Consider the following 23,617-nt stretch of genomic DNA (forward strand, 5'->3'; position numbering starts at 1 on the left):
CAGGCGGGAGTGCCGCCAGTGATACTGGGGCCATGCCCGACTACGGCCTCGACCTCCAGTTCGGGATCTTCCCGAGCCCCGACGCGGACCGTCACCACGACGTCGTCGAGCTCGCGCAGCTGGCGGACGTCGTCGGCCTGGAGCACGTGAGCATCCAGGACCACCCCTACCAGGCCGCCCACCTCGACACGTGGACCCTGCTCTCGGCCATCGGCGCCCGGACGAGCCAGATCCGGCTGTCCACCAACGTCGCCAACCTCCCGCTGCGGCCGCCAGTGGTCCTGGCCAAGGCGGCGGCGAGCCTCGACGTCCTCACCGGCGGGCGGGTCGAGCTCGGTCTCGGCGCAGGCGCCTTCTGGGACGGGATCGAGGCCGCCGGGGGAGGGCGCAAGACGCCCAAGGAGTCGGTCGACGCCCTCGTGGAGGCGATCACGATCCTCCGTGCGTTCTGGGCGGGCGAGCCCGGGCGCCTCGACGGCGAGCACTACTCGAACCGCGGTCTCAAGCCGGGGCCGAGGCCGGCCCACGACATCCCCATCTGGCTCGGCGCCTACAAGCCGCGCATGATCCGCCTCACCGGTCAGCTCGCGGACGGCTGGGTCCCGTCGATGGGCTACGCCGACCCGCCGGCCCTGCCCGACCTCAACGCCCGCCTCGACGAGGCAGCGGTGGGCGCCGGTCGCGCCCCTCAGGACATCCGTCGGATCTACAACATCTTCGGCCGGTTCGGCACCGGCTCCGGCGTCTTCGCCGGCACCCCGAGGGACTGGGCCGAGCAGCTCACCGACCTCGCCGTGGGCATCGGGATGAGCACCTTCATCGTCGGGACCGACGATCCCGACTTCGTGCGCCGGTTCGCCGCCGAGGTCGTGCCGCTCACCCGCGAGCTCGTCGCCGCGGAGCGTGAGGGCGGCTCGACGCCCGAGTCAGAGGAGCCGGTCACAGATCCTGCGTCGGCGCCGGACGTGCGCGAGACGGTGGTGGCACGGAGCAGCTCGGGCTTCACCGCCGCCCAGCTCGCCGTCCCGGCACACCTCGTCGAGGTCCACGACTACCTGCGCTCGGAGCTGGCCCAGGTGCGCGACATCGTCAGCCAGGTGCGCGAGGGCCACACGAGCGTGGGTCAGGCGCGCTCGGTCATCAACACGATGACGATGCGCCAGAACAACTGGACCCTCGGCGCCTACTGCGAGTCCTACTGCCGCATCGTCACCGGCCACCACACCAACGAGGACCGAGGGATGTTCCCGCACCTGCTGCGCGCCGACCCGACCCTCGAACCCGTCATCACCCGCCTGCACGACGAGCACGAGGTCGTCGCCGCTCTCCTCGACGAACTCGACCGCGCTCTCGTCGCCCTCGTCGCAGACGCCGGCTACGGCTCCGACGGTCAGCGCGCCCTCGACACCCTGTCCGACGCCCTCGACCGGCTCACCGAGTCGCTGCTGGCCCACCTGACCCATGAGGAGGAGGCGCTCCATGACCCGCTCGCCATCCACGGCTTCGGATGAGCCGGCCGGGGCCGACGTTCCCGGCATCCCGCTCGACGCCGTGGAGTTCTACCGCGAGCTCGAGCAGTCCAACTCGCGGGAGTGGTGGGCGGCCAACAAGCTCCGGTATGCCGTGAGCGTCCAGGAGCCGATGGCTCACCTGGGCGACGTGCTCACCGAGGAGTTCGGGGAGCCGAAGCTCTTCCGCCCCCACCGCGACGTGCGGTTCAGCAAGGACAAGTCGCCCTACAAGAACCACCAGGGACTCTTCGTGCCCACGGCGTCGCGGATGGGCTGGTACGTCCAGGTCGGGGCCGACGGGCTCCGGACCGGGGGCGGCTTCTATGCCTCCGAGTCCGACCAGGTGGCTCGCTACCGTGCGAGCGTCGCCGATGACGTGGCGGGCCGGCAGCTGGTGAGGCTCGTGGATGGGTTGTCGGACAACGGCTTCGACATCGGAGGTGACGTGCTCGCGACGCGGCCACGCGGCATACCGGCAGATCATCCGCGGATCGAGCTGCTCCGTCACCGGACCCTCACAGCGGCACGCGACCACGGCACCCCGGACTGGCTCGAGTCCGACGAGGTCGTCGAGCGGGTGCGTGCGGACTGGGTCGCGCTGCGTCCGCTCATCGAGTGGTGCGAGCAGTACGTCGGGGCCAGCGAGAAGCCCGGGAGGCGCTGATGGCCCGCAAGGCCCGCCCGAGCGACGTCGACGAGATCGCGGCCGGGCTCCCGGAGACCGAGCTCGGCATCTCCTGGGGTGACCGGCCGACGTGGAAGGTGCGCGGCAAGGGCTTCCTTCTCTACCGGATGCCACACAAGACCGCTGTCGACCCGGTGACCGGCGAGATGTGGGACGACCTGCTCGTCGTCATGACCGCGGACGAGGGCGCGACCCTGGCGCTGCTCGAAGGCGGAGGTCCCTTCTTCACGATCGACCACTTCCGGGGGTTCAACGGGGTGCTCGTGCGACTGTCGAGGCTGGGCGAGATCGACCGCGACGAGCTCGCCGAGATCATCACCGAGGCGTGGGCGGCGAAGGCTCCGAAGAAGCTCGTCCGCGAGCACCTCGGCGACTGACACACTGACGAGATGAGCGGACAGGGAACCAAGGAGTCCCCGTGGGAGCTGACCACGGCACCCGGGACGTCGGCCTACACGATGTATCGCGACGAGGAAAGCGACCCTCCCGCGTTGGTCTGCCAGGTCGGGACGACGACGCTGAAGTACCACCTCAGCGCCATCGAGGACCTCCACGCGATGCTCCGGGAGCACGGCGACTGGATGGACCTGGGTGCGGCCGACGAGAAGAAGGACGCCAAGGACGGCACGATCGAGTCGTGGGGGCGTGCGGCCGACAACCCGGTGGGTGGTTGGTACGGCCTGCGCAAGGGCTATCGGGGTCGCTTCGGCATGTATCTCCCGCCGCTGCTCGAGGAGCTCGGTCTCATCGAGCTCGAGCACAACCCCCGCAACAACCGCGCCCGCGCGCTCTGAGGCGCCGGCGACTGACTCCACTGACCTCCGCAGCGGATCCGCAGTGACTTCGCAGCGGCTTGGCGCAACCTGCTCCCATGACCACCTCCCAGGGAGCGCCCCAGGGGTCCGCCCCAGCCATCAGTCGTCGCACCCTCGCCCGCCTCGGCCTCGCGGCCGGTGCCGGAGCCGCCACCACGGTGGCAGCGGCGGGCTCGGCCTCCGCGGTGACCTCGACCTTCCGCGTCGGTCACCTCAACATCCTCAGCACGATCTCGCACGCCGACTTCCTGCACGACCTCAACCTCATCGCCGGTCACTGCCACCTGCTCGGGCTCAACGAGGTGCAGTTCCGTCGCGACGAGCTGCGGAACTGGGCCGACAGCAACGGCTGGCACCTCTACATGCCCTCGGGGACATGGCCCGGCGCCGAGCCCCTGCTCGCTCGCAAGTCCATGTTCCGCGCGACGAGCAGCGGCGACCGGGGATCGACCTTCGTCTGTGACACCGGTGGCAGCGCCGAGCCGCCGCCCCCGCGCTACCTGACCTGGATCAGCTGGGAGCACCTGCCCAGCGGGCGCCACGTCAACCACATCAACAGCCACCTCAACGCGCACATCGACGACAACGGCTCGCCCTACGCCCTGCCCCGCACCGGGGACGCCGAGAAGCACATCCGGATGATCCGCGACCTCGCGGTGGGCCGCTCCGACAACGGGCAGGTCGTCGTCAGCGGTGACTTCAACGTCGACTACCAGGACGACAAGCGGGTGCAGTACTCGCAGTTCCCCTACACGGTGCTCGAGGAGCGCCAGGCGACCGGCGCGATCCCCGGCCTGCGTTCGGGCTACTCGCAGCTCGGCGTGACGAACCTGCCGACCCTCGGGAGCCGCCGCATCGACTACATCTACGAATGGGTGCGGGTCCCGTCCAGCCGCCTCATGGAGATGACGAACCACTATGTCGTCGACGGGACGCGGTCGGACCACAACGGGGTGGTGGCTGCCTTCAGCATGACCCACTGAGACCACCCCGCACCCCCCATCAGGGGGAGTCCTCCCCGGCTCCTCCTGATGACAGGCATGCCCATGGTGGATAGCCTCGCCACGTGGCCAACAGTTCACATGGCAGGACAGCGAGTCGGACTGCCCCGGGGGCACCCGAAGCGGGGCTGTCGGTGTGCGTCCTCGGTCCGGTGCGGCTCGCCCGCCAGGACGAGAACCTGCCGCTCACGCCCTCGGAGCGCCTGCTCGTCGCCGCCCTCGTGGTCGCCGAGCGCCGAGTCGTCACCGTGGATGCCCTCGCCGAGTGGATCTGGGCCGGGCGCTCCCACGCGTCACCCCGCAACCGGGTGCAGGCCGTGGTCTCGGGGCTTCGCCGCAAGGTGGCGCCGGACCTGCTCGTGGTCACCCACGAGGCGGGCTACCGACTCGACGAGGCTGTCTGGACCGACCTCAGCCACCGGGCAGCCCTGACCCGCCGGGCCGCGACGCTCGACCTCACGGACCCCGAGAAGCACGCCCTCCTGCACGAGGCCGAGTCCCTCGGGGTCGGCCCCGCCCTGGAGGGAGTTCCCGACAGCCCCGACGTCGAGGCCCGTCGCAGACGCCTCGACGAGGAGAGCCTCGAGATCGCGCTGGAGCGCATGGAGGTGGGCCTTGCCACCGGTCACCTCGACGGGCTCGTCAGCGAGCTAGGGCACCTCAGCGGGCGCCATCCCTTCGACGAGCACGTGCACGCCCTCCTCATGCGGGTGCTCGTGCGGGTGGGGCGACAGGCGAGCGCGCTCAACATCTACCGTGAGATCCACAGCCGCCTCGACGACGAGCTGGGGGTGCGCCCGGGGCCGATCCTCGCGGCGGCCCACCACGACGTGCTCAGCTTCGACGACGCCGTCGCCCCAGCCGCCCCGAGTGCCCCGACTGCAGCGGGTGGCTCTGGCGGCTCGGACCCCTCCGCCGGCAGCGCGGGCGAGTCGGGAGGCAGTGGTGGTCCCGGCAGGACCCCGGTGTCACCGGCAGGAGTAGCCGAGCCGGCGTCCGACCCCACGGAACCCCCGCGGCTCCGACAGGTCCCCGCGCCGCGCACCGTGCCCCGCAGTGTGGCCAACCTCGTCGGGCGGACCACCGAGCTCGAACGGATCCTCGCGGGCGCGACGGCGACGACGAGTGTCGGACCGGCACCGGTCATCGCCGTCACCGGACTGGGTGGCATGGGCAAGACGGCGCTCGCGGTCGAGGCGGCCCACCGGCTCCGCGACGACTTCCCCGACGGCACGCTCTACCTCCACCTCGACAGCGAGACCGGCCGCGCCGGGGTCACGAGCGTCCTCTCGCACTTCCTCCAGCTCCTCGGTGTCCCGCCCGACGTCCTGCCCGCCACCCATGACGCGCGGGTGGCGATGTATCGCTCGATCCTCGACACGAAGCGCCTGCTCATCGTCCTCGACGACATCGGGGCCGACGTCGACGTGAGCGACCTCCTCCCCGCCCGGGCTCCCTCAGCGGCCATCCTCACGAGCCGGGCGACGCTGACCGAGTGCGAACCCACCGTGCGCATCCTCGTGAGCGCCCTCTCTGCAGGTGAGAGCGAGACCCTCCTCGGCGGACTCGTCGGTGACGGACGTGTGGGCGGCGAGGCCGACGGCCTGAGGGAGCTCGCGCGGGCGTGCCTCGGGCTCCCCCTGCTGCTGCGGATCACGGCCCAGCGGGTGGTCTCGCGGCCGGACCTCTCCCTGCGCCGGGCGGCCTCGTCCCTGGCGAAGGAGATCGGCGGACATCCCGCCAGCGAGCCGTCCGACCGGGCTGTCTACGCCGGGCTCGGCCTCGCGGAGGCGCCACTCAGCGACGGCGCCCGTGCCCTCCTCGCCAACTTCGCCGCCCTCCCCTTCAGAGCCGCCAGCCGATGGTTGTTGTCCTCGCTCGTCGGACCGGACGCCGATGGTGACGCTGCCCTCGACGAGCTGCACGCGGCATACCTGCTCGAGACGGAGTCCCGTGAGGGACTCTCCACGCAGTTCGTCCTCCACGACCTCGTCCGCCTGTATGCCGTCCAGTCCGAGGAGCTGCCCGACGTCGCCGATGCTCTGGGGCAGGTCGCGAAGACCCTGCTCACGACGGCGCTTCCCCACGCGCAGGGGTATCCGGTGCAGTTCCTGCCGCTCCCGGCGTGCCCCGAGGGCGGAAGGCTGCCCCGTGGCGCGAGCGGCGTCGACCCGCACGAGGCGCTCGAGTTCTTCCGCACCGAGCAGGACACCTTCGTCCTCTGCGCGCGCGAGGTTGCCGCGACCGACCCGGCGACGGCGTGGCGGCTTCTGGCCCTGTTGGCGCAGCATGCGCTCAACGGACTGGAGCTCGACCACTGGTTCGCCGTCGCCGCGACGGTCCGGGCGCAGCTCGACCCGGACCTTCAGGACGACCGCCGGGGAATCGCGCATCTCGACCTGGTCGAGGCGCACCTCCGTCACGAGACCGCGCACTCGCGCCTGGCCGCGACCCTCGCGACCCGGGCCCGGCGGACGATGCTGCTCGACGGGGACCTCGCTGGTGCGATCGTCGCTGCCGTCATCCTCGGACGCGCCCACCGCGCCAACGGGGAGCGGGTGGCAGCCGAGGAGGCGTTGGAGTGGTCGACGCGCGCCGGTCACGACGAGGTGGACCCCGTGGTGCGCGCCTACGTCGCCCTCGCGTGGGGCAGTCTCCTCGACGACTACGACGTGCTCGACACGGCGCGCGAGCGCCTGATCGAGGCCACCCGGTTGTTCGAGGGCATCGACGACTGGTCGGGCTCGGCGACGGCGCAGTTCGCCCTGGCGAGGGTGCATCGGCGGTTGCGTGAGTACGCCCCCGGGTTGCCGCTCTGCGACTCGGCGACCGAGCTCTTCGTGCGTCTCGGCGACGTCAACGGGGTGACGGCCGTGCTCGACACCCGGGCCGACATCCTCGTGCAGATGGGCGAGCCCCACCAGGCGCTGCCGGCGGCCGAGCAGGCCGTCGAGCAGGCGGCGGTGCGTCATGACGACTTCATGCTCCACCGTGCCCAGCGCACCCTCGGCCGGGTGCAGGCCGCGCTCGGGCGCCTCTCCGAGAGCGAGTCCGTGCTCCGCGACAGCATCGCCGGGTTCGAGCGGCTCGACCGACCCCTCAGCCGTGCCGCCAGCCTGCGCGACCTCGGTCGCGTCCTCCACCTGCAGGGCAGGGTGCCGCAGGCGATCGACGTCTTCGTCGCCGAGCGTGACGCCCTCGTGCGCGCCGGACTCACCGACACCACCGAGCTCGATGCGATCATCGCCCATCTCTGTGCCGCCCAGGGCTCGCTCCGGCCGCCCGGCGACCACGGGGTGGCATGACCACAGTCGATCCGCAGCGAGTTCGCAGCGCTGGCTGGTCTGCTCACTGCACCAGGCCCGCAGGGGTGTCAGGCAACCGGAAGAGGACGCAGCTCATGGATCAGCCGCAGACCGTGAGGTCACAGGGTTCGACGTCAAGGGGTTCGACGTCACAGGGTTCGAGGCTGCGACACCGAGGGGTTGCGGTCGTCGTGACCACCCTGGCGGCAGCCGTCAGCGTGGGTCTGGCCAGTGGCCCTGCTGCCGGCGCACCCACGGCGGTGACCGTCCTGCCGGTCGTCAACCACGAGCGGCTCGTGCTCGCCGCCCAGCTCGACCCCAGCAAACCCGACCGCGGCCTCACCTCCGGTGCCGAAGCCTCGGTCAAGACCGTCAAGGCGGCCCTGCGAGCCAAGGGGTTCCTCGCCGCCAGCGACACCGATGGCCACTTCGGCCGGGCCACGATGGACGCCTGGCGCACCTGGGAGAACCAGGTCCACGCCTCGCCGAACGCGTGGTCGACCAACGGTCTGCCGAGCCTGTACGAGCTGAACGAGCTGGCGCCCAACCGCTTCACCCTCTCGAACAAGGTCGACCAGGGGTCGTGGGTCGTCGAGGTCCAGGCGGACGCCCCGGCGGACTTCCGCAACCAGGACATCAACGAGCGCACCCGGGCGATGTTCCGCAAGGCCGAGCAGCTCAGCGGCAGCAACATGACCATCAGCCAGGGCCGGGGTGGAGCCAGCGAGTCGGTGGGCACGCACCTCGGCGGCGGAGTCATCGACATCCGGGTCAACGACGCACCGGCCCAGACGAGCGCCCGGGTTGCTGCCCTGCGCGAGGTCGGCTTCGCCGCCTGGTTCCGCAACTGGTCCGGGAACGAGCACATCCACGCCATCGCGGTCGGCGACCCCTGGGTGGCCTACGGCGCGCACCGCAGCCTGTGCCAGATCTACCAGTTCCGCTTCGGCGGCGAGGGTGGCTCCTGCAGCGACAGCACCGCGGGCACCGACCGGCCACTCGTCTGGTGGGAGCAGTACCAGCGCTCCCTCTGACGCCGCAGCCTCGCCAGGCGCTGGCGTCCGTGTCACTCGCGAGAGGTGTGGCCCATGAAGTGCTTGTCCGGGAGGGTGGGCCCGTCGGCGTCCCAGGTGTAGGTCCGGCGGTTGATCTCGTCGCCTGCGACGTTGCCCTCGACGCTGGTCACGACGTTGGTCGTCGCGTTGACGGCGGTGACCACGCCGACGTGCCCCGTCGAGGTGCCGTTGTCCGCTCCCGGTGCGCCTGCTCCGTTCTGCCACACCAGGACGTCCCCGGGCTGGGGCAGGCGACTCTGGGCGAACCGGTAGTAGGGCGTCTTGGCCTCGGTGCGCCACGCCTGCGAACGCATGTAGTACGTCGGGATCCGCGGGAAGGCACTGGTGGAGGGCGTGTTCTCGCCGGTCCACGTCCGGGCGACGAGGTAGCCGCACCAGTCCAGCCCGTTGAAGTCGTTGAGGACGTTGCTGTTGGTGTTGCTGCCGTCCCAGGACAGCAGGTTGCGGGTGGCGCCGGGCTGGGTGCTCAGCCGGATCGTTCCGGCGGCGTCCTCGTACCTGAGGTCGGCCGTGAGCAGGCTGTTGGCCCGGTCGACGGTCTGCTGACGCAGCGTCGACAGGGCGGCGGTGGTGGCGACGGAGGCGGTCGCGTTGGTGGAGACGGTCGCGGCGGCGCTGGCCTGCGCTGCCGGGACGGCGGCCGTGACGAGGCCTGCGGCCGTGGCCAGCATCGCGAACGAGGTGATGGTGCGTGGTGTCATGGGTCCCTCCAGGTCGGTGGACCGGTGTGGCCCGTGCCCACACGGTGACGCGTGCCGCTGCGATTCCGCTGCGAATCGGCCTCCCCACCACGAAGGTCCTGAGCCGGCCTCAGGAAGGAGGTGCGCCGATCGACGTGCGGACCGAGAAGAGCTCGGGGAAGAAGGTGAGCTCCAGCGCCCGCTGGAGGAAGCCGACGCCGCTCGAGCCGCCGGTCCCCGTCTTCATCCCGATGACCCGCTGCACGGTCTTGAGGTGCCGGAAGCGCCACAGCTGGAAGTTGTCCTCGAGGTCGACGAGCTCCTCGCACGCCTCGTAGATGTCCCAGTGGTCCTCGGCGTCCTCATAGATCCCGGTGAGGACCTGGACGAGGCCGTCGTTCGGGACGTGAGCGATGCTCACGTCCCGGTCGAGGATCTCCTGCGGCACGGCATACCCACGTCGAGCGAGGTATCTCAGGAACTCGTCGTAGATGCTCGGGGCCTCGAGGAGCTCCTCGAGGATCGCATATGCCGCGGGGTCGGCCTCGTGGACCTTGAGCATCCCGCGGTGCTTGTTGCCGAGCATGAACTCAACCGCGCGGTACTGCCAGGACTGGAAGCCCGACGCGTGCCCGAGGTAGCCACGGAACTGGCTGTACTCGGTGGGGGTGAGCGTCGCGAGGACGGACCACTGGTCGGTGAGGGTGCGCTGGATGTGCTTGACCCGGGCGATCCGCTTCAGGGCCACGCGCATCTCGTCCTGGGCGAGCAGCGCGGCGGCGGAACGGAGCTCGTGGAGGACGAGCTTGAGCCAGAGCTCGGTCGTCTGGTGCTGGATGATGAAGAGGAGCTCGTCGTGGTGCTCCGGGTCGCTCACCGGGTGCTGGGCGCTGAGCAGCTCGTCGATCGCGAGGTAGGAGCCGTAGTTCATCTCGCGCGCGAAGTCGGTGTGGATGCCGGCCTCGATCGGCCGGGTGTTGTCCTTCGACGTCTCGCTCATGGGCCAACCCTAGGGCGCATGCCCGGGCGACCGAACGCCACGGGCCGCAGCGAGGGGACCGGGCGTGTGAGCGCCGCCTGCTCGCGACCTATGGTTTGGCGGTGACTGCTCTCGCCGGCCCGGACCGCCCGCTCAGTGCACTGTGGGAGCGGCACCGTCGCTACCGTGGCCGGCTTGTGGCCGCCGTGACGATGTCCACGATCAACAAGGTCGCCGACGTCGTGCCGGAGCTGCTCATCGGGGCCGCCGTGGACGTCGTCGTCCGCGGGACCGACTCCTACGTCGGGACCCTGCTCGGCGTCGAGTCGCGCTACGCCCAGCTGGGCTGGCTGGCCGCGATCAACGTCGTCGTCTGGGTCATCGAGTCCCTCTCCCAGTACGTCGCCGACGTGCTCTGGCGCGGCCTGGCCCAGGGGATCGAGCACGACCTGCGCGTCGAGGCCTACGACCATGCGCAGCACCTCGACATGTCGTGGCACGAGGGGCGGGCGAGCGGGACGACGCTGGCCACCCTCAACGACGACGTCAACCAGCTCGAGCGGTTCCTCGACGTCGGCGCCCCGGCGATCCTCCAGACCGCGCTCAACGTGGTGCTCGTCGGAGCCGTCTTCGCGGCAGCCAGCGGGCAGCTGTTCGTCCTCGCGTTCCTGCCGATCCCGCTCGTCATCGCCGGCTCGCTGCTCTTCCAGCGCCGGCTGGAGCCGCTCTACGCCCGGGTGCGCGAGACGGTGGGCGACCTCTCCGGCGCCCTGAGCGCCAACCTCGCCGGCATCGCCACCATCAAGGCGTTCACCGCCGAGGCACGCGAACGCGACCGGATCGCGGTGCTCTCCACGGCATACCGACAGGCCAACGTCGACGCGATCCGGTCCAGCGCGGCCTTCGTCCCCCTCGTCCGGATGGCGATCCTCGCCGGCTTCACCTGCACGCTGCTCTTCGGCGGGTGGGCCACCCTGCGCGGTGACCTGCAGGTCGGGGCCTACTCCGTGCTCGTGTTCATGACCCAGCGTCTGCTCTGGCCGCTCACCGAGGTGGCGACGGTGCTCGACCTCTACCAGCGAGGCCGGGCCTCGGCGGGGCGGATCCTGCGGCTGCTCGACGAACCGGTCACCGTCCCGGCGGGTGCGGGCGTGCTCCAGCGTCCGGTCCGGGGCGCCGTGGAGCTGAGGGGCGTGCGAGCCGGCTACGGGGAGGGCCCGGAGATCCTCCACGGGATCGACATGGTCATCCCTGCCGGGGAGACCCACGCGATCGTCGGTGCGACCGGGTCGGGCAAGTCCACGCTGCTGCGCCTCGTGCTGCGGTTCGACGACCCGCGTCAGGGAGCGGTCATCCTCGACGGTCGGGACGTGCGCGAGCTCGACTGGGACTCGCTGCGCGGCTCGATGGGCTACGTCGCCCAGGACGTCTACATCTTCTCGGGGTCGGTCGCCGACAACATCGCCTACGGACGTCCCGACGCAAGCCGCGAGGAGATCCGCGAGGCGGCGGTGGCGGCTGCTGCCGTGGACTTCATCGAGGCCCTGCCCGAGGGGTTCGACTCGCACCTGGGCGAGCGCGGCGTCAACCTCTCGGGTGGCCAGCGACAGCGGGTGGCCCTGGCCCGGGCACTCCTGCGCGACCCGGCGGTGCTCGTGCTCGACGAGGCCACGAGTGCGGTCGACAACGAGACCGAGGCCGCCATCCAGGCGTCCCTGCGGCGCGCGACCCTGGACCGCACCGCGATCGTCGTGGCCCACCGGCTCTCCACGGTCCGGCACGCGCACCGCATCTGGGTCCTCGACGCCGGTCGGGTGGCCGAGGCCGGCACCCACGACGAGCTGCTGGGTGCCGAGGGCATCTATGCGTCGCTGTGGAAGGTGCAGACCGGCGAGCTCTGATCGAGCCCAGGGGCTGGCGCGCCCACACCTGGCGTGCCGCGCATGTGCTGGACTGCACGGCATGGAGCACACCGCAGTCGTCCTCGTCGCCCACGGCACCCGCGACGCGCGCGGAGCCGAGACGGTGCGTCGGCTCGCGGCGCGCGTGGCCGAGGCCCTGCCCGCCACGGAGGTGGCCCTCGCCTATGTCGACGTGCAGACCCCCCTCGTCGGGGAGGTCCTCGACGACGTCATGACCCGGCACTCCCATGTCGCGGTCGTGCCGCTCCTGCTCAGCCGTGGCTTCCACGTCGACGTCGACATCGCCGACGCGGTGGCGGCACACCCCGGCTCCGTCGCCGTGCCCCAGCTCGGCCCCGACCCGCTGCTGGCGTTCCTGATGGTCGAGCGGCTGAAGGCCCAGGGCGTGGCGCCGGGGGCACACGTCGTCCTGGCCGCGGCCGGCTCGAGTCGCGCCGTGGCGGCCGAGGACGTGGGAAGTGCCGCCGACCAGCTGGCCCAGGAGTGGGACGGGCCCGTCACGGTGGCGTATGCCGCGGGCACCGAGCCGTCGGTGCCCGCCGCCGTGGCTGCTGCTCGGACCGCTGGCGCGCCCACCGTGGCCGTGGCCGCCTACCTCTTGGCCGAGGGCTTCTTCCACGACCGGCTCGCCGATGCCGGCGCCGATGTCGTGACCGCGCCGCTCGGCGACGACGACGCCGTCCTCGCCGTCATCCTCAAACGCCTCGCCTGACCTGCCCCCAACCGTCCAGTTTGGTGGGTTCGGGACAGCACCTCAGGAGTGCGTGATGTGGCGGTGCCAGGACTCGGTCCTGTATGCCGTGACCCACCCGAGCGAGAGATAGAGGCCGTCCGCGCCGGTCGGGGAGTCGTCGTCGACCTCGAGCCCGACGCGGTTGTTGCCGCGCTCGGCAGCATCGCGGATCACGGTGTGCAGCAGCGCCTTCGCGACACCGCGACCGCGGGCGAGGCGGTGCACGCCGATGTAGTCGACATAGGTCCCGAAGGTTCCCGAGGCGTCGGGCGGGACGACTGTCGCGACCAGGGCGCCACCGGGCACCATCTCTCCGTCGACCTCCACCTCGGCGATCCACCAGTGGTCCCAGCGGTGTCCCGGGTCCTCGCGCAGTCGCGACAGGAACTCCGGGAAGGACTCGCGGTAGCTGTTGAAGTGGTCGGCGAACGACTCCTCGAGCATGCGGTGCACGGTCTGGAGGTCGGCCGCGACCGGCAGGCCGGTGTCGTGCTTGGCGACCTGGCGGATCGTCACGCCTTCTCGTGGTCCCGGAAGCGCACCGTCCGCGGCCTCTGCCGCGAGCACCGGCCGTGACATCTGCAACCATGTCCGTGTCTGGCGATAGCCGGCAGCGGCAAGCCACCGGCGCTGCCGTGCGTCGTCGGCGTACGCGCCGGAGTCGAGCTGGGTCCCGTCGAGCTCGCGCCCGGCAGCGATGACGCGCCCGGCCTCCTCGGCCCACGCGAACAGGGCCGCGGCGAGAGCGTCGGCGTCACCCTCGTCGAGGGCGTCGACGGCGACCGTCACCTCGACCAGGGTGCGGCCTCCGGCCCGGTCATGGATCGTCGCCCAGCCGAGGACGGTGCCGTCCGCATCCGTGACCAGCGACTGGTGTCGGGTCCACGACCCCTTGCCCGCGACGTTGCTCTCGACGACGTCGGAGTCGACCGACGCCGATCCCTTGGCCATCTGCTGGTGCGCCTCGGTCAGGGCCACGAGGGCCGTCACGTCGTCACGCGCGGGAACGCGGGCAACCCAGCCGGCCGGCATACCCGTCAGGTCTGGCAGTCCCGACTGTGCCGGCGGAATCTCCGTCTCGGACAACGGGTCTGGCGTGGGAGACGTCATGCGATGGGTCCTCCGGACCGGACGACCTCGACGAGGTCGGCGATCGAGTCCACCACGGCCGTCGGTCGGTAGGGGAACAGCTCGACGTCCGCGGGGCGGGTGGAGCCGGTGAGCACGAGCACGGTGCGCAGCCCGGCCTCGAGACCCGAGACCACGTCGGTGTCCATGCGGTCGCCGACCATGACAGTCGACTCGGAGTGCGCGTCGAGCCGGTTGAGGGCACTGCGCATCATGAGCGGGTTGGGCTTGCCGACGTAGTAGGGCTGCCGGCCCGTCGCCGCCGAGATGAGCGCGGCCACCGACCCGGTCGCGGGGAGGATGCCCTCGGGCGACGGGCCGCTCACGTCGGGGTTGGTCGCGATGAAGCGAGCCCCCTTCTCGATGAGCCGGATGGCCTGGGTGATCTGCTCGAACGAGTAGGTCCGTGTCTCACCGAGGACGACGTAGTCGGGCTTGCGGCTCGTGAGGATGTAGCCGACGTCGTGCAGGGCCGTGGTCATGCCGGCCTCGCCGACGACGTAGGCCGTGCCTCCCGGTCGCTGGTCGGCGAGGAACTGTGCCGTCGCCATCGCCGAGGTCCAGATCGACTCCTCGGGGACGTCGATCCCACTGGCGAGGAGGCGGGCGCGCAGGTCGCGAGCGGTGTAGATCGAGTTGTTCGTGAGGACGAGGAACGGCCGCTGGGCCGCCTTGAGGGCCTCGATGAAGTCGGAGGCCCCGGGGATCGCGTGCTCCTCGTGCACGAGGACACCGTCCATGTCGGTGAGCCAGGTCTGGATGTCGTGCGGCTCGGTCATCGTGGCGCCTCTGTCATGAGCCCATTGTCACGCCTACGGTGGAGACATGGCGGACGCAACGACACACCGGACCGAATCCGACACGATGGGCTCGATCGAGGTGCCCATCGATGCCTACTGGGGCGCCCAGACCCAGCGCAGCATCGAGAACTTCGACATCGGACGCGACGCCTTCGTGTGGGGACGGCCGATGATCCGTGCCCTCGGCATCCTCAAGAAGGCTGCGGCACAGGCGAATGGCGAGCTGGGCGAGCTGCCCACCGACGTGGCCGAGCTCATCGAGCGGGCTGCGGACGACGTGATCTCCGGTTCGCTCGACGCGCAGTTCCCGCTCGTCGTCTTCCAGACCGGCTCCGGCACGCAGTCCAACATGAACGCCAACGAGGTCGTGTCGAACCGCGCCATCGAGCTCGCCGGCGGGGAGCGCGGCTCGAAGTCACCCGTCCACCCCAACGACCACGTCAACCGCGGGCAGTCGAGCAACGACACCTTCCCCACGGCCATGCACATCGCCGTCGTCCTCGAGGTCGTCGAACGTCTCGAGCCAGCGGTCGCGGAGCTGCGCGGTGTCCTCGCGGACAAGGCCACGGCATACGAAGGCGTCGTCATGGTGGGCCGCACCCACCTCCAGGACGCGACCCCGGTGACCCTGGGGCAGGTCTTCGGCGGCTGGGTCGCGCAGCTCGACGACGCCATGAAGGCCTTGGCGTATGCCGTGGAGTCCACTCGCGCTCTGGCGATCGGTGGCACTGCGGTCGGGACCGGCCTCAACGCCCACCCGCGCTTCGGGGCCCTGGCAGCCGAGAAGATCGCCACCGAGACCGGGCAGCCGTTCCGTCAGGCGCCCGACCTCTTCGCGGCCCTGTCGGCGCACGACGCGCTGGTCGGGGTGAGCGCGGGTCTGCGGACACTCGGTGGTGTCCTCATGAAGCTCGCGAACGACGTGCGGTGGTATGCCTCCGGCCCGCGGAACGGGTTGGGGGAGCTGCGGATTCCCGAGAACGAGCCAGGGTCCTCGATCATGCCGGGCAAGGTGAACCCCACCCAGGCGGAGGCGCTCACGATGGTGGCGACGCGCGTCTTCGGCAACGACGCGACGGTGGCGTTCGCCGGTTCACAGGGGAACTTCCAGCTCAACGTCTACAAGCCGGTCATGGCGCACGCGGTGCTCGAGTCGATCCGGCTCCTCGCCGACGGCTGCCGGTCGTTCACGGCCCACTGCGCCCGTGGGATCGAGCCCGACGCAGAGCGCATCGGTGCCAACCTCGCGAGCAACCTCATGCTCGTGACGGCACTCAACCGCCACATCGGCTACGACAAGGCCGCGGCCATCGCCAAGCATGCACATCGGCAAGGCCTCTCACTGCGTGAGGCCGCACTGGCCTCGGGCGAGGTCACGGGTGAGCAGTTCGACGAGTGGGTCGTCCCGGAGGACATGACCCACCCCTGAGGGACGGGGCGGCTATCACAACGGCTCGGGCAGGGTCAAGGTCACGGCGAGTTGTTGCCATGGGCTTGTCCGATCGGACCGCACCTTGTCATCGTCGGACCGTCACGGGTCGGCAGGGGGGTCCGTGGGCGCCCTGTTGCGCGGTTCTCGCGAGCAGAGGTCGGAGGGGGGAGTCTCTCGGGGACCGAGGAGGTTCTCCCCTCCCCGACCGTGGCGTCAGGTGCGGCTGTGCTGCCCGCGGCCGAGCATGTTGAGGATGGCCTCGCCCCGCGAGCGCGCCGCCGTCACCTCGAGGATCGCGACGACGTCCCGGGCCACCGTGCGCTGGGAGATGCCGAGCTGCCGCGCGATGGCCGTGTCGGTCCTGCCGAGACACACCCCTCGGGCCACCTCGAGCTGACGTCGGTCCAACGGCGGCTCGGTCCCGGCGGGCAACGCCGGGCGGGACTCGGCCACGGTGGCATGCCACAACCTGAGCGCACTCTCGAGGAACTCGCCGTGGCTCGCGAGCCAGGCGGTGGTGGCGCCGTCGACCGTGTCAGGGCCCGCGATGACCGCGATCCGCCCGTCGACGACGATCGTGCGGGAGAGGGCGGGGCCGAGGAGCACCTGCGGCATGAAGGACGTGAGCAGCGGGTGGAGCCGCAGCGTCCGCGGCGGCACGACCATGCTCAGCTGGACACCACGCGCAGCGGAGCGTGCGCCCAGCGAGTAGGCGACGTCCTCGGGGTCGAAGGTCAGCGTCGGGGTGATGTTCCAGACCGACCGACGGGTGCGCGCCTCCAAGGTCGCAAGGCCTCGCATCACCTCGCCCTGTCCGACCCCGAAGGGGCTGAGTCCAGCTGGCACGGCACTCCCCGGGCGCGCCACATCGTTCATCCTCCCCATGAGTGTCAGGGCCAGCTGATGCGCCGTCGACAACCTCGTCCCCCTCCGTCGCGGTCCATGCCAAGGTAGCCGGACCTGTCCGGTCCCTGTCCGATGCCGTGTCCTGCGGCGGGTCAGCGCGGTCAGTCAGCGCCGGTCAGTCAGCGCCGATCGGTCAGTGTCGGTCGGTCAGCGCCGCAGGAGCCACCGGACTCCCGGAGGGCGGACGGCTGCGCACACCGGCCCACCGCGGGCGTCGACGAGGGTCAGCCGACCCTCCAGCACGGTGCCCTCGGGCGCTGCGGCCATCTCGGCGGGGTCGAGCACGCCGAGCATCAGCTTGGCGCGCCGGAAGCCGTCGAACCCGTGCGCCGAGTCGTGCCCCCAGCAGAGATAGAGGAAGCGGTCGCCGCGCCTGCCCTGCACCCAGGGCCCGCGATAGTCCACGCCGGCCTCGGTGATGACGACGTCGAGCTCGGCATCGAAGGTCATGCTCTGCCCGTCGACCGGTCGAGGAGAGACGACATCGCGACCACGCTGCATACCGACCAGGACCGCACGACCCTCGATGACGGGGGCCGGTGGGGAGACCCCGACGATGTGCACGTCCATGCCCCCATCGTCGCAAGCGCCGTGGCCCGGGAGCGGGACTTCGTCGGACTAGGTTGTCCGCCATGGACTTCACCGCACCGTCACCTCACACCGGCATGGGGGCCACGCCCGTCGCCGACGGTGTGACCTTCCGGGTCTGGGCACCCAACGCGAAGCACGTCTGGGTCATCGGGGACTTCAACGGGTGGGACAGCGGCAACAACCCCCAGCTCGAGCGTGACGGCGACGGTGGTGCAGGCACCTGGTCGGTGCACGTCCCGGGCGTGAGTGCTGGCGACGAGTACCAGCTCCAGGTCGACACCGGCTCGGAGGTGGTCTGGCGGGCCGACCCCTACGCCCGTCAGATGACCAGCTCGGTCGGCAACTGTGTCGTCTACGACCCGAACTCGTTCGACTGGGGAGACCACGACTTCCGTATGCCGGCGTGGGACGACGTCGTCATCTACGAGATGCATGTCGGCACCTTCGGTCGTGACTCCGGGTCGCGGGGAAGCTTCGCGTCGGCCATCGCCGGGCTGGGGCACCTGCGCGAGCTCGGGGTCTCGGTGATCCAGGTGATGCCGCCGTTCGAGTACGCCGGCGACATCTCCTGGGGCTACAACCCGAGCCACCTGTTCGCGGTGGAGTCGACCTATGGCGGACCCGACGGGTTCAAGCGCTTCATCAAGGCGGCCCACGAGAACGGGATCGCGGTGATCGTCGACGTCGTGCACAACCACATCGGTCCGTCGGACCTCGACCTCTGGCGCTTCGACGGCTGGTCCGAGGGCGAGGGCGGCGGCATCTACTTCTACAACGACGAGCGGGCCGCGACGCCGTGGGGCGCCACGCGTCCCGACTACGGGCGACCCGAGGTGCGGACCTACCTGCGCGACAGCGCGATGCTCTGGCTCGAGGAGTTCCGTTGCGACGGGCTGCGGTTCGACGCGACGAACTACATCCGCTCGGTCACCGGCGGCACGTGGGACGAGGGCGCCGCGATCCCGGACGGCGCCGACTACCTCTCCTGGCTCACGTCCGAGATCCGGGCCAGCCAGCCGTGGAAGCTCCTCATCGCCGAGGACCTGCAGAACGACCCGGTCGTCACGACGACGGCCGAGCAGGGTGGCCTGGGCTTCCACGCACAGTGGGACGCCGGCTTCGTCCACCCCGTCCGCAAGGCCCTCACCCAGCTCAGCGACGAGCACCGGGACGTCGAGGCCGTGGGAAGTGCCGTCCTGGGCGAGGACCGGGGCCCGGCCGGGACACGCGTCATCTACACCGAGTCCCACGACGAGGTCGCCAACGGCAAGACCCGCCTGCCCGAAGCCGTGGCCCCGGGCGACGCCGACTCGTGGGCGGCCAAGAAGCGGGCGGCGCTGGGGTTCGTCACGGTCATGTGCGCCCCGGGACTGCCGATGCTCTTCCAGGGGCAGGAGTTCCTCGAGGACCGCTGGTTCGACGACTCGGTCCAGCTCGACTGGGGCAAGTCCGAGTCGAACTCCGGCATCGTGGCGCTGCACCGTGACCTGATCCGACTGCGCCGCAACGCAGATGGTGTCAGTCGAGGCCTGCGTGGCGCAGGGATCAGCGCGCTGCGGGTCGACAACGACACCAAGCTCATCGCACTGCACCGTTGGGCCGAGGGCGGCGTGCACGACGACACGGTGGTCGTCCTCAACTACTCGACGCAGGTGCGCGGCGATCTGCCCGTGGGCCTGCCCGCGCCGGGGTTGTGGAAGGTGCGGTTCAACTCGGACTCGCCGGTCTACGCGCCCGAGTTCGGTGGGGTCGACGCCTTCGACGTCGAAGCCTCCGGCCCGGCCATGGACGGGTGCGAGCAGAGTGCCGTCCTGACCCTCGGCCCCTACAGCGCCGTCGTCCTCACCCGCGAGAGCTGACCGAGGTCGACCGGCCTAGATGAGAACGGTTATCATCTATGGCATGTCGCATCTTCCCGTCTTCCTCGTCGCCGGCCTGGCGGAGGCACCCATGTCGGCCGCTGCCCTCGGTCTGCAGTGCGACCTCCCCGGGTCGGTCCTCCTTCGCCACGACATCCACGTCGAGCAGCGCACGCTCACCCGCACCATCGCCGACCTGAGTGGCATCCTCGAGCGGGAGGTCATCGACGTCGAGCACCTCTGCGTCGCCTGTGCCGTCCGCGAGGACATCGTCCCGACCCTGGAGCGCCTCGCCGCCCTCGGTCGTTGGGAGGCCGTCGTGACGCACCTTCCGCTCGCGGCCGATCCGACGCAGGTATGCCGTGTGGTCGAGCCTGACCACGGCCGCTCCCGGGGTTTTCGCGTCGCGGGGGTGGTCGTGGGCCTCGAAGGCGAGTCGGTGCGTGCGGACCTGGTGGGTGATGACCTCCTGTCCGAGCGCGGACTGGCGACGTCGGTCGGGGACCGCCGCGGCGTCGCCGAGGTGACGTCCTCCCTCATCGAGTACGCCGACGTCGTCACGGTCTTCGGTGAGAGCGACGGCGTCGACCTCGGCCTCGTCGACGCCCTGTCGCGCCCAGGTGCGATGGTCCTCACCGACTGGCCCGGGCTGCACGCCCGCGACCTGCTCCACGGCATCCACGACCACGCCGCCTCGGAGGCCTGGGTCGACGAGGTGCGCCGTGACGCGGTTCCGCAACCCCGCACGCCGGGAGTCTGGACCCTCGACCTCGTCTCGGACCGTCCCCTGCACCCGGACCGGCTGCAGGCCGAGATCGCCGCCCTCGCCACGGGCGGTCACCGCAGCCGTGGCTGCTTCCACCTGCCCAGCCGGCCTGGGGCCGTCTGCGGCTGGTCCGGCGCCGGTGACGCCCTGAGCATCGGCACGGTCGGGGAGTGGGGCGGCGAGCAGCCGATCACCCGCATCGTGGTGCACGGCCTCGTCGACGAGGGCTCGCTCACCGCGGGGAGCGCCGTCGCAGCGCGCAAGGACGTCATCCAGCGGGCGTTCGAGAGCGCACTGCTGACTGATGATGAGCTCACGAGCGCGGCGTTCCTCGAGCTCCGGAGCGATGGACTGGAGACCTGGCTCGGCCCCATCGACGCCGCGGCCTGAGCACGGGTCCCGACGCGGTCTGGTGCTCTCAGACGCAGTAGGAGTCGGCGACGGCGAGCGCCGCGTCCAGCTTCTCGAGTCCCTCGCGCATCTCGGCGGCCGTCGTCGTGCAGGGCGGCACGACATGGGTGCGGTTGAAGTGGATGAACGGCCACAGCCCGTTCTCCTTGCACGCTGCGGCGAAGGCACCCATCGGCGCAGCCGCGGCGCCGGAGGCGTTGAACGGGACCAACGGCTCACGGGTCTCCCGGGAGCGGACGAGCTCGACGGCATACATGAAACCGACTCCACGGACCTCGCCCACGGACGGGTGCCGGTCCGCGATGGCCTCCAGGCCGGGTCGTAGGACGGTCTCCTCGACGCCGCGCACGTGCTCGAGGATCCCCTCCTCCTTGAAGATACCGATCGAGGCCACCGCCGAGGCGCACGCCAGCGGATGCCCGGAGTAGGTCAGCCCACCGGGGTAGGCGCGGTCCGCGAAGGTCGCTGCGATGGCTGCCGAGATGACGACGCCTCCCAGCGGCACGTAGCCGGAGTTCACGCCCTTCGCGAAGCAGATGAGGTCGGGGGTGACGCCCCAGCGGTCGACGGCGAACCACTCGCCGCAGCGTCCGAAACCGGCCATGACCTCGTCGGCGATGAAGACGATGCCGTGCTCGTCGCAGATCTCGCGGACGCCGGCGAGGTAGCGGTCCGGCGGCACGAGCACCCCGTTGGTGCCGACCACGGGCTCGAGCATGACCGCCGCGATCGTCGATGCCCCCTCGACCATGACCGTGTCGCGCAGGTGCTGCAGCGCACGCTCGCACTCCTCCGCCTCGGTGGTCGCATGGAAGGCCGAGCGATAGAGATAGGGGCCCCAGAAGTGCACGATGCCCGGCACCGCGGGCTCCGACGCCCAGCGGCGGGGCTCACCCGTCGCGGCGATCGCGCCGGCCGTGGCGCCGTGATAGCTGCGGTAGGTCGTGAGGACCTTGTGCCGCCCGGTGTGCAGCCGCGCCATCCGCATCGCGTTCTCGGTGGCCTCGGCACCACCGTTGGTGAAGAACACTGAGTCCAGGTCACCGGGCGCGAGCTCGGCGATGAGCCGGGCGGCCTCCGAGCGGACGTCGTTGGCGAAGGCCGGAGAGACCGTGAGCAGCCGGCCGGCCTGCTCCTGGATCGCGGCGACCAGCTTGGGGTGCTGGTAGCCGATGTTGACGTTGACGAGCTGGCTCGAGAAGTCGAGGTACTTCGTGCCGTCGGCGGTCCAGAAGTGCGACCCGAGAGCCTCGGTGACCTCGAGGGGCGAGATCTGCGCCTGCGCGGACCACGAATGGAACACATGGGCGCGATCGGTGTCCGTGGTGGATGTTCTCGGGTTCGTCGGGTTCGTCGTCGTCACCTTCGGCAGCATATGGGGGTCCGCACGAGTTGTGTCCGGTGTGATGTGGTCGAAGACTGTTCAACCAGTCGGGTTTGTCGCTAATGTGAGTGGTGCCGGGCGCGCGTCGTGAACCCCTGTACCGACGCGCGCCCTGGCATATGCCTGGTTCTCCCATCTCCGCGGTATGCCGTCCGTGCCCGCCGGCCTGCCGACGCGGATGATCTGCGGCCCTCGTGGTGTTGACACCTCTGGTCAGGCACCCCTGGCCGCCCCAGACACCGAGGAGTCCTGCATGGCCACCGTCGAGCTGACCGCCGACACCTTCGAGAAGACCGTCACGAGCAACGGCATCGTCCTCGTCGACTTCTGGGCCGAGTGGTGTGGTCCGTGCAAGCGGTTCGGGCCGGTCTTCGAGGCGGCCTCCGAGAAGCACCCCGACGTCGTCTTCGGCAAGATCGACACCGAGGCCGAGCAGCAGCTGGCCGCTGCCGCACAGATCACGTCGATCCCGACGCTCATGGCCTTCCGCGACTCGATCCTCGTGTTCTCCCAGCCCGGCGCCCTCCCTGCCCCGGCGCTCGAGGGCATCATCGAGAAGATCAAGGAGCTCGACATGGAGGACGTGCGCGCCCGGGTCTCTCAGGAGCAGCAGGCCGGAGCGGCCACTCCCGAGGCCTGATCCCGGGGCGCCTGCTTGGATGGCGTGGTGCCCTCGCCTCCCTACGTCGCCCTCGGCGACTCGTATGCCGCGGGCGTCGGGGGTGGTGACAAGCGCAGCGAGTGCTGGCGTGCCGTCGAGGGTTATCCGGTCCTCGTGGCCCGAAGCCTCGGGCTCGACCTCAGTTACCAGGCGTGCATCGGCACGACGATCGGCAACGTCGAACGCGACCAGCTCGCGGCGCTCGGACCCGAGACCACCCACGTCACCCTGACCGTCGGTGGCAACGACGTCGGCTTCGTGCCGGTCCTCATCGAGTGCGCCAAGCCCTCCTGGATGTCGGACCCGGGCCCGCTCCTCGACGAGGCGCTCACCGTCCTGCGCACCCGGTTCCCCGAGCGGCTCGCGGCCCTCCTGGCGAGCATCCGCGAACGGGCGCCGGACGCACAGGTCGCCGTCACGGCATACCCCGTGCTGTTCAACGGCGAGGACTGCAACGCGCTCACCTTCTTCAGTCCGCACGAGATGCGGCGCATCGAGGAGGGCGTCGACGAGCTGGCCGACGTCATCGGGACCGCGGCGAGGGGCGCGGGCCTGGGGCTCGTCGACCCGCGGGGCGACTTCGAGGGGCACGCGATCTGCGACCCGCAGGAGTGGCTCAACGGCGCGTCGTGGCCGCTGGAGGGGTCCTACCACCCCAACAGCCTCGGGCACGCCGCCTATGCACGCCTCGTCACGACGGCGTTCGGCGGCGAGGTGGGGGAGCTCGGGCCCGGGTCGGACATCCGCATCGTCGAGGGCTCGGCTCGGCGCGGCGACGCACCGACGTTCCGGCTGCCCGACCTGCTCTCCCCGCAGAGTCTCGAGGGGGCCCGACGGCATGGGCTCGACCCCGACCACGTCGCCCGTCTGGCCCACGAGGAGCGGCACGAGGAGCTCCAGCAGCTCGATCGAGCGCTCCGGGCCCGGCTCCGGCAATGAGTCAGCGCTGAACCGACGAGCGGTTCAGCGCTG

21 protein-coding genes are annotated in these 23,617 nt (G+C 70.7%); 14 read left to right on the top strand and 7 right to left on the bottom strand.

Features of this window, described 5'->3' with window-relative positions:
- Positions 1 to 32 precede the first annotated feature (32 nt).
- From ACFQW8_RS08855 to ACFQW8_RS08885, 7 genes are all read left to right on the top strand, one after another.
- Positions 33 to 1,511 carry an LLM class flavin-dependent oxidoreductase gene (locus ACFQW8_RS08855; RefSeq protein ID WP_380086642.1) on the top strand — a complete coding sequence of 493 codons (1,479 nt, stop codon included), beginning with the start codon at positions 33 to 35 and terminating at the stop codon, positions 1,509 to 1,511.
- Entirely contained in the window at positions 1,480 to 2,175 is a 696-nt protein-coding gene (locus tag ACFQW8_RS08860) for a DUF2461 domain-containing protein (RefSeq protein WP_380086643.1), read from the top strand. Before ACFQW8_RS08855 ends, ACFQW8_RS08860 begins: the two co-directional genes overlap by 32 nt.
- Positions 2,175 to 2,573: an MmcQ/YjbR family DNA-binding protein gene (locus ACFQW8_RS08865; protein WP_380086644.1), complete on the top strand. Its 399-nt coding sequence runs from the start codon at positions 2,175 to 2,177 to the stop codon at positions 2,571 to 2,573. Before ACFQW8_RS08860 ends, ACFQW8_RS08865 begins: the two co-directional genes overlap by 1 nt.
- A 12-nt stretch (positions 2,574 to 2,585) precedes the next feature.
- The gene (locus ACFQW8_RS08870) at positions 2,586 to 2,990 is read left to right on the top strand and encodes a DUF6855 family protein (RefSeq protein ID WP_380086645.1); all 405 of its coding nucleotides are present in this window, start codon (positions 2,586 to 2,588) and stop codon (positions 2,988 to 2,990) included.
- Positions 2,991 to 3,067: 77 nt separating this feature from the next.
- Positions 3,068 to 3,994 carry a hypothetical protein gene (locus ACFQW8_RS08875; RefSeq protein ID WP_380086646.1) on the top strand — a complete coding sequence of 309 codons (927 nt, stop codon included), beginning with the start codon at positions 3,068 to 3,070 and terminating at the stop codon, positions 3,992 to 3,994.
- A gap of 83 nt (positions 3,995 to 4,077) precedes the next feature.
- Positions 4,078 to 7,317, top strand: a complete 3,240-nt coding sequence (locus tag ACFQW8_RS08880; protein ID WP_380086647.1) for an AfsR/SARP family transcriptional regulator — start codon at positions 4,078 to 4,080, stop codon at positions 7,315 to 7,317.
- A gap of 191 nt (positions 7,318 to 7,508) precedes the next feature.
- Positions 7,509 to 8,351, top strand: a complete 843-nt coding sequence (locus tag ACFQW8_RS08885) for a hypothetical protein (RefSeq protein ID WP_380086648.1) — start codon at positions 7,509 to 7,511, stop codon at positions 8,349 to 8,351.
- Between the two features lie 32 nt (positions 8,352 to 8,383).
- Here the strand turns inward: ACFQW8_RS08885 and ACFQW8_RS08890 are convergent, their stop codons facing one another.
- Entirely contained in the window at positions 8,384 to 9,094 is a 711-nt protein-coding gene (locus tag ACFQW8_RS08890) for a CHAP domain-containing protein (RefSeq protein ID WP_380086649.1), read from the bottom strand.
- Between the two features lie 109 nt (positions 9,095 to 9,203).
- Positions 9,204 to 10,073 (bottom strand): tryptophan 2,3-dioxygenase, encoded by an 870-nt coding sequence (gene kynA / locus ACFQW8_RS08895; protein ID WP_380086650.1) that lies wholly within the window; start codon positions 10,071 to 10,073, stop codon positions 9,204 to 9,206.
- A gap of 101 nt (positions 10,074 to 10,174) precedes the next feature.
- Here kynA and ACFQW8_RS08900 point away from each other — a divergent pair, with 101 nt between their 5' ends.
- Together ACFQW8_RS08900 and ACFQW8_RS08905 are read left to right on the top strand one after the other, a co-directional pair.
- Entirely contained in the window at positions 10,175 to 11,953 is a 1,779-nt protein-coding gene (locus ACFQW8_RS08900) for an ABC transporter ATP-binding protein (RefSeq protein WP_380086651.1), read from the top strand.
- Between the two features lie 61 nt (positions 11,954 to 12,014).
- Positions 12,015 to 12,686, top strand: a complete 672-nt coding sequence (locus ACFQW8_RS08905) for a sirohydrochlorin chelatase (protein ID WP_380086652.1) — start codon at positions 12,015 to 12,017, stop codon at positions 12,684 to 12,686.
- Positions 12,687 to 12,728: 42 nt separating this feature from the next.
- On the opposite strand, the gene ACFQW8_RS08910 is transcribed toward ACFQW8_RS08905, so the two are convergent.
- A complete protein-coding gene (locus tag ACFQW8_RS08910; RefSeq protein WP_380086653.1) occupies positions 12,729 to 13,817 on the bottom strand; it encodes a GNAT family N-acetyltransferase in 1,089 nt (362 codons plus the stop codon).
- Positions 13,814 to 14,614 carry an HAD-IIA family hydrolase gene (locus ACFQW8_RS08915; RefSeq protein WP_380086654.1) on the bottom strand — a complete coding sequence of 267 codons (801 nt, stop codon included), beginning with the start codon at positions 14,612 to 14,614 and terminating at the stop codon, positions 13,814 to 13,816. The genes ACFQW8_RS08910 and ACFQW8_RS08915 overlap by 4 nt, the downstream gene beginning before the upstream one ends.
- Before the next feature lie 46 nt (positions 14,615 to 14,660).
- Here ACFQW8_RS08915 and fumC point away from each other — a divergent pair, with 46 nt between their 5' ends.
- A complete protein-coding gene (gene fumC / locus ACFQW8_RS08920) occupies positions 14,661 to 16,064 on the top strand; it encodes a class II fumarate hydratase (RefSeq protein WP_380086655.1) in 1,404 nt (467 codons plus the stop codon).
- Positions 16,065 to 16,280: 216 nt separating this feature from the next.
- Here the strand turns inward: fumC and ACFQW8_RS08925 are convergent, their stop codons facing one another.
- Together ACFQW8_RS08925 and ACFQW8_RS08930 are read right to left on the bottom strand one after the other, a co-directional pair.
- A complete protein-coding gene (locus ACFQW8_RS08925; RefSeq protein WP_380086656.1) occupies positions 16,281 to 16,943 on the bottom strand; it encodes a helix-turn-helix transcriptional regulator in 663 nt (220 codons plus the stop codon).
- 177 nt (positions 16,944 to 17,120) lie between these two features.
- Positions 17,121 to 17,543, bottom strand: a complete 423-nt coding sequence (locus tag ACFQW8_RS08930) for a DUF5990 family protein (protein ID WP_380086657.1) — start codon at positions 17,541 to 17,543, stop codon at positions 17,121 to 17,123.
- A 62-nt stretch (positions 17,544 to 17,605) separates the two neighbouring features.
- Between ACFQW8_RS08930 and ACFQW8_RS08935 the strand changes: the two genes are divergently transcribed.
- On the top strand, positions 17,606 to 19,423 hold the full coding sequence (locus ACFQW8_RS08935) for an alpha-amylase family glycosyl hydrolase (RefSeq protein ID WP_380086658.1): 1,818 nt from the start codon (positions 17,606 to 17,608) through the stop codon (positions 19,421 to 19,423).
- 43 nt (positions 19,424 to 19,466) lie between these two features.
- On the top strand, positions 19,467 to 20,579 hold the full coding sequence (locus ACFQW8_RS08940; RefSeq protein WP_380086660.1) for a GTP-binding protein: 1,113 nt from the start codon (positions 19,467 to 19,469) through the stop codon (positions 20,577 to 20,579).
- Between the two features lie 28 nt (positions 20,580 to 20,607).
- Here ACFQW8_RS08940 and ACFQW8_RS08945 read toward each other — a convergent pair whose 3' ends face one another.
- A complete protein-coding gene (locus ACFQW8_RS08945; protein ID WP_380086661.1) occupies positions 20,608 to 21,975 on the bottom strand; it encodes an aspartate aminotransferase family protein in 1,368 nt (455 codons plus the stop codon).
- A gap of 262 nt (positions 21,976 to 22,237) precedes the next feature.
- Here ACFQW8_RS08945 and trxA point away from each other — a divergent pair, with 262 nt between their 5' ends.
- Both trxA and ACFQW8_RS08955 read left to right on the top strand, forming a co-directional pair.
- On the top strand, positions 22,238 to 22,624 hold the full coding sequence (gene trxA / locus ACFQW8_RS08950) for a thioredoxin (RefSeq protein ID WP_380086662.1): 387 nt from the start codon (positions 22,238 to 22,240) through the stop codon (positions 22,622 to 22,624).
- Positions 22,625 to 22,651: 27 nt separating this feature from the next.
- Positions 22,652 to 23,584 carry an SGNH/GDSL hydrolase family protein gene (locus tag ACFQW8_RS08955; protein ID WP_380086664.1) on the top strand — a complete coding sequence of 311 codons (933 nt, stop codon included), beginning with the start codon at positions 22,652 to 22,654 and terminating at the stop codon, positions 23,582 to 23,584.
- Positions 23,585 to 23,617: the final 33 nt, after the last annotated feature.

This window comes from Knoellia altitudinis (genome assembly GCF_042666355.1).
GTDB classification, from domain to species: Bacteria; Actinomycetota; Actinomycetes; order Actinomycetales; family Dermatophilaceae; genus Knoellia; species Knoellia altitudinis.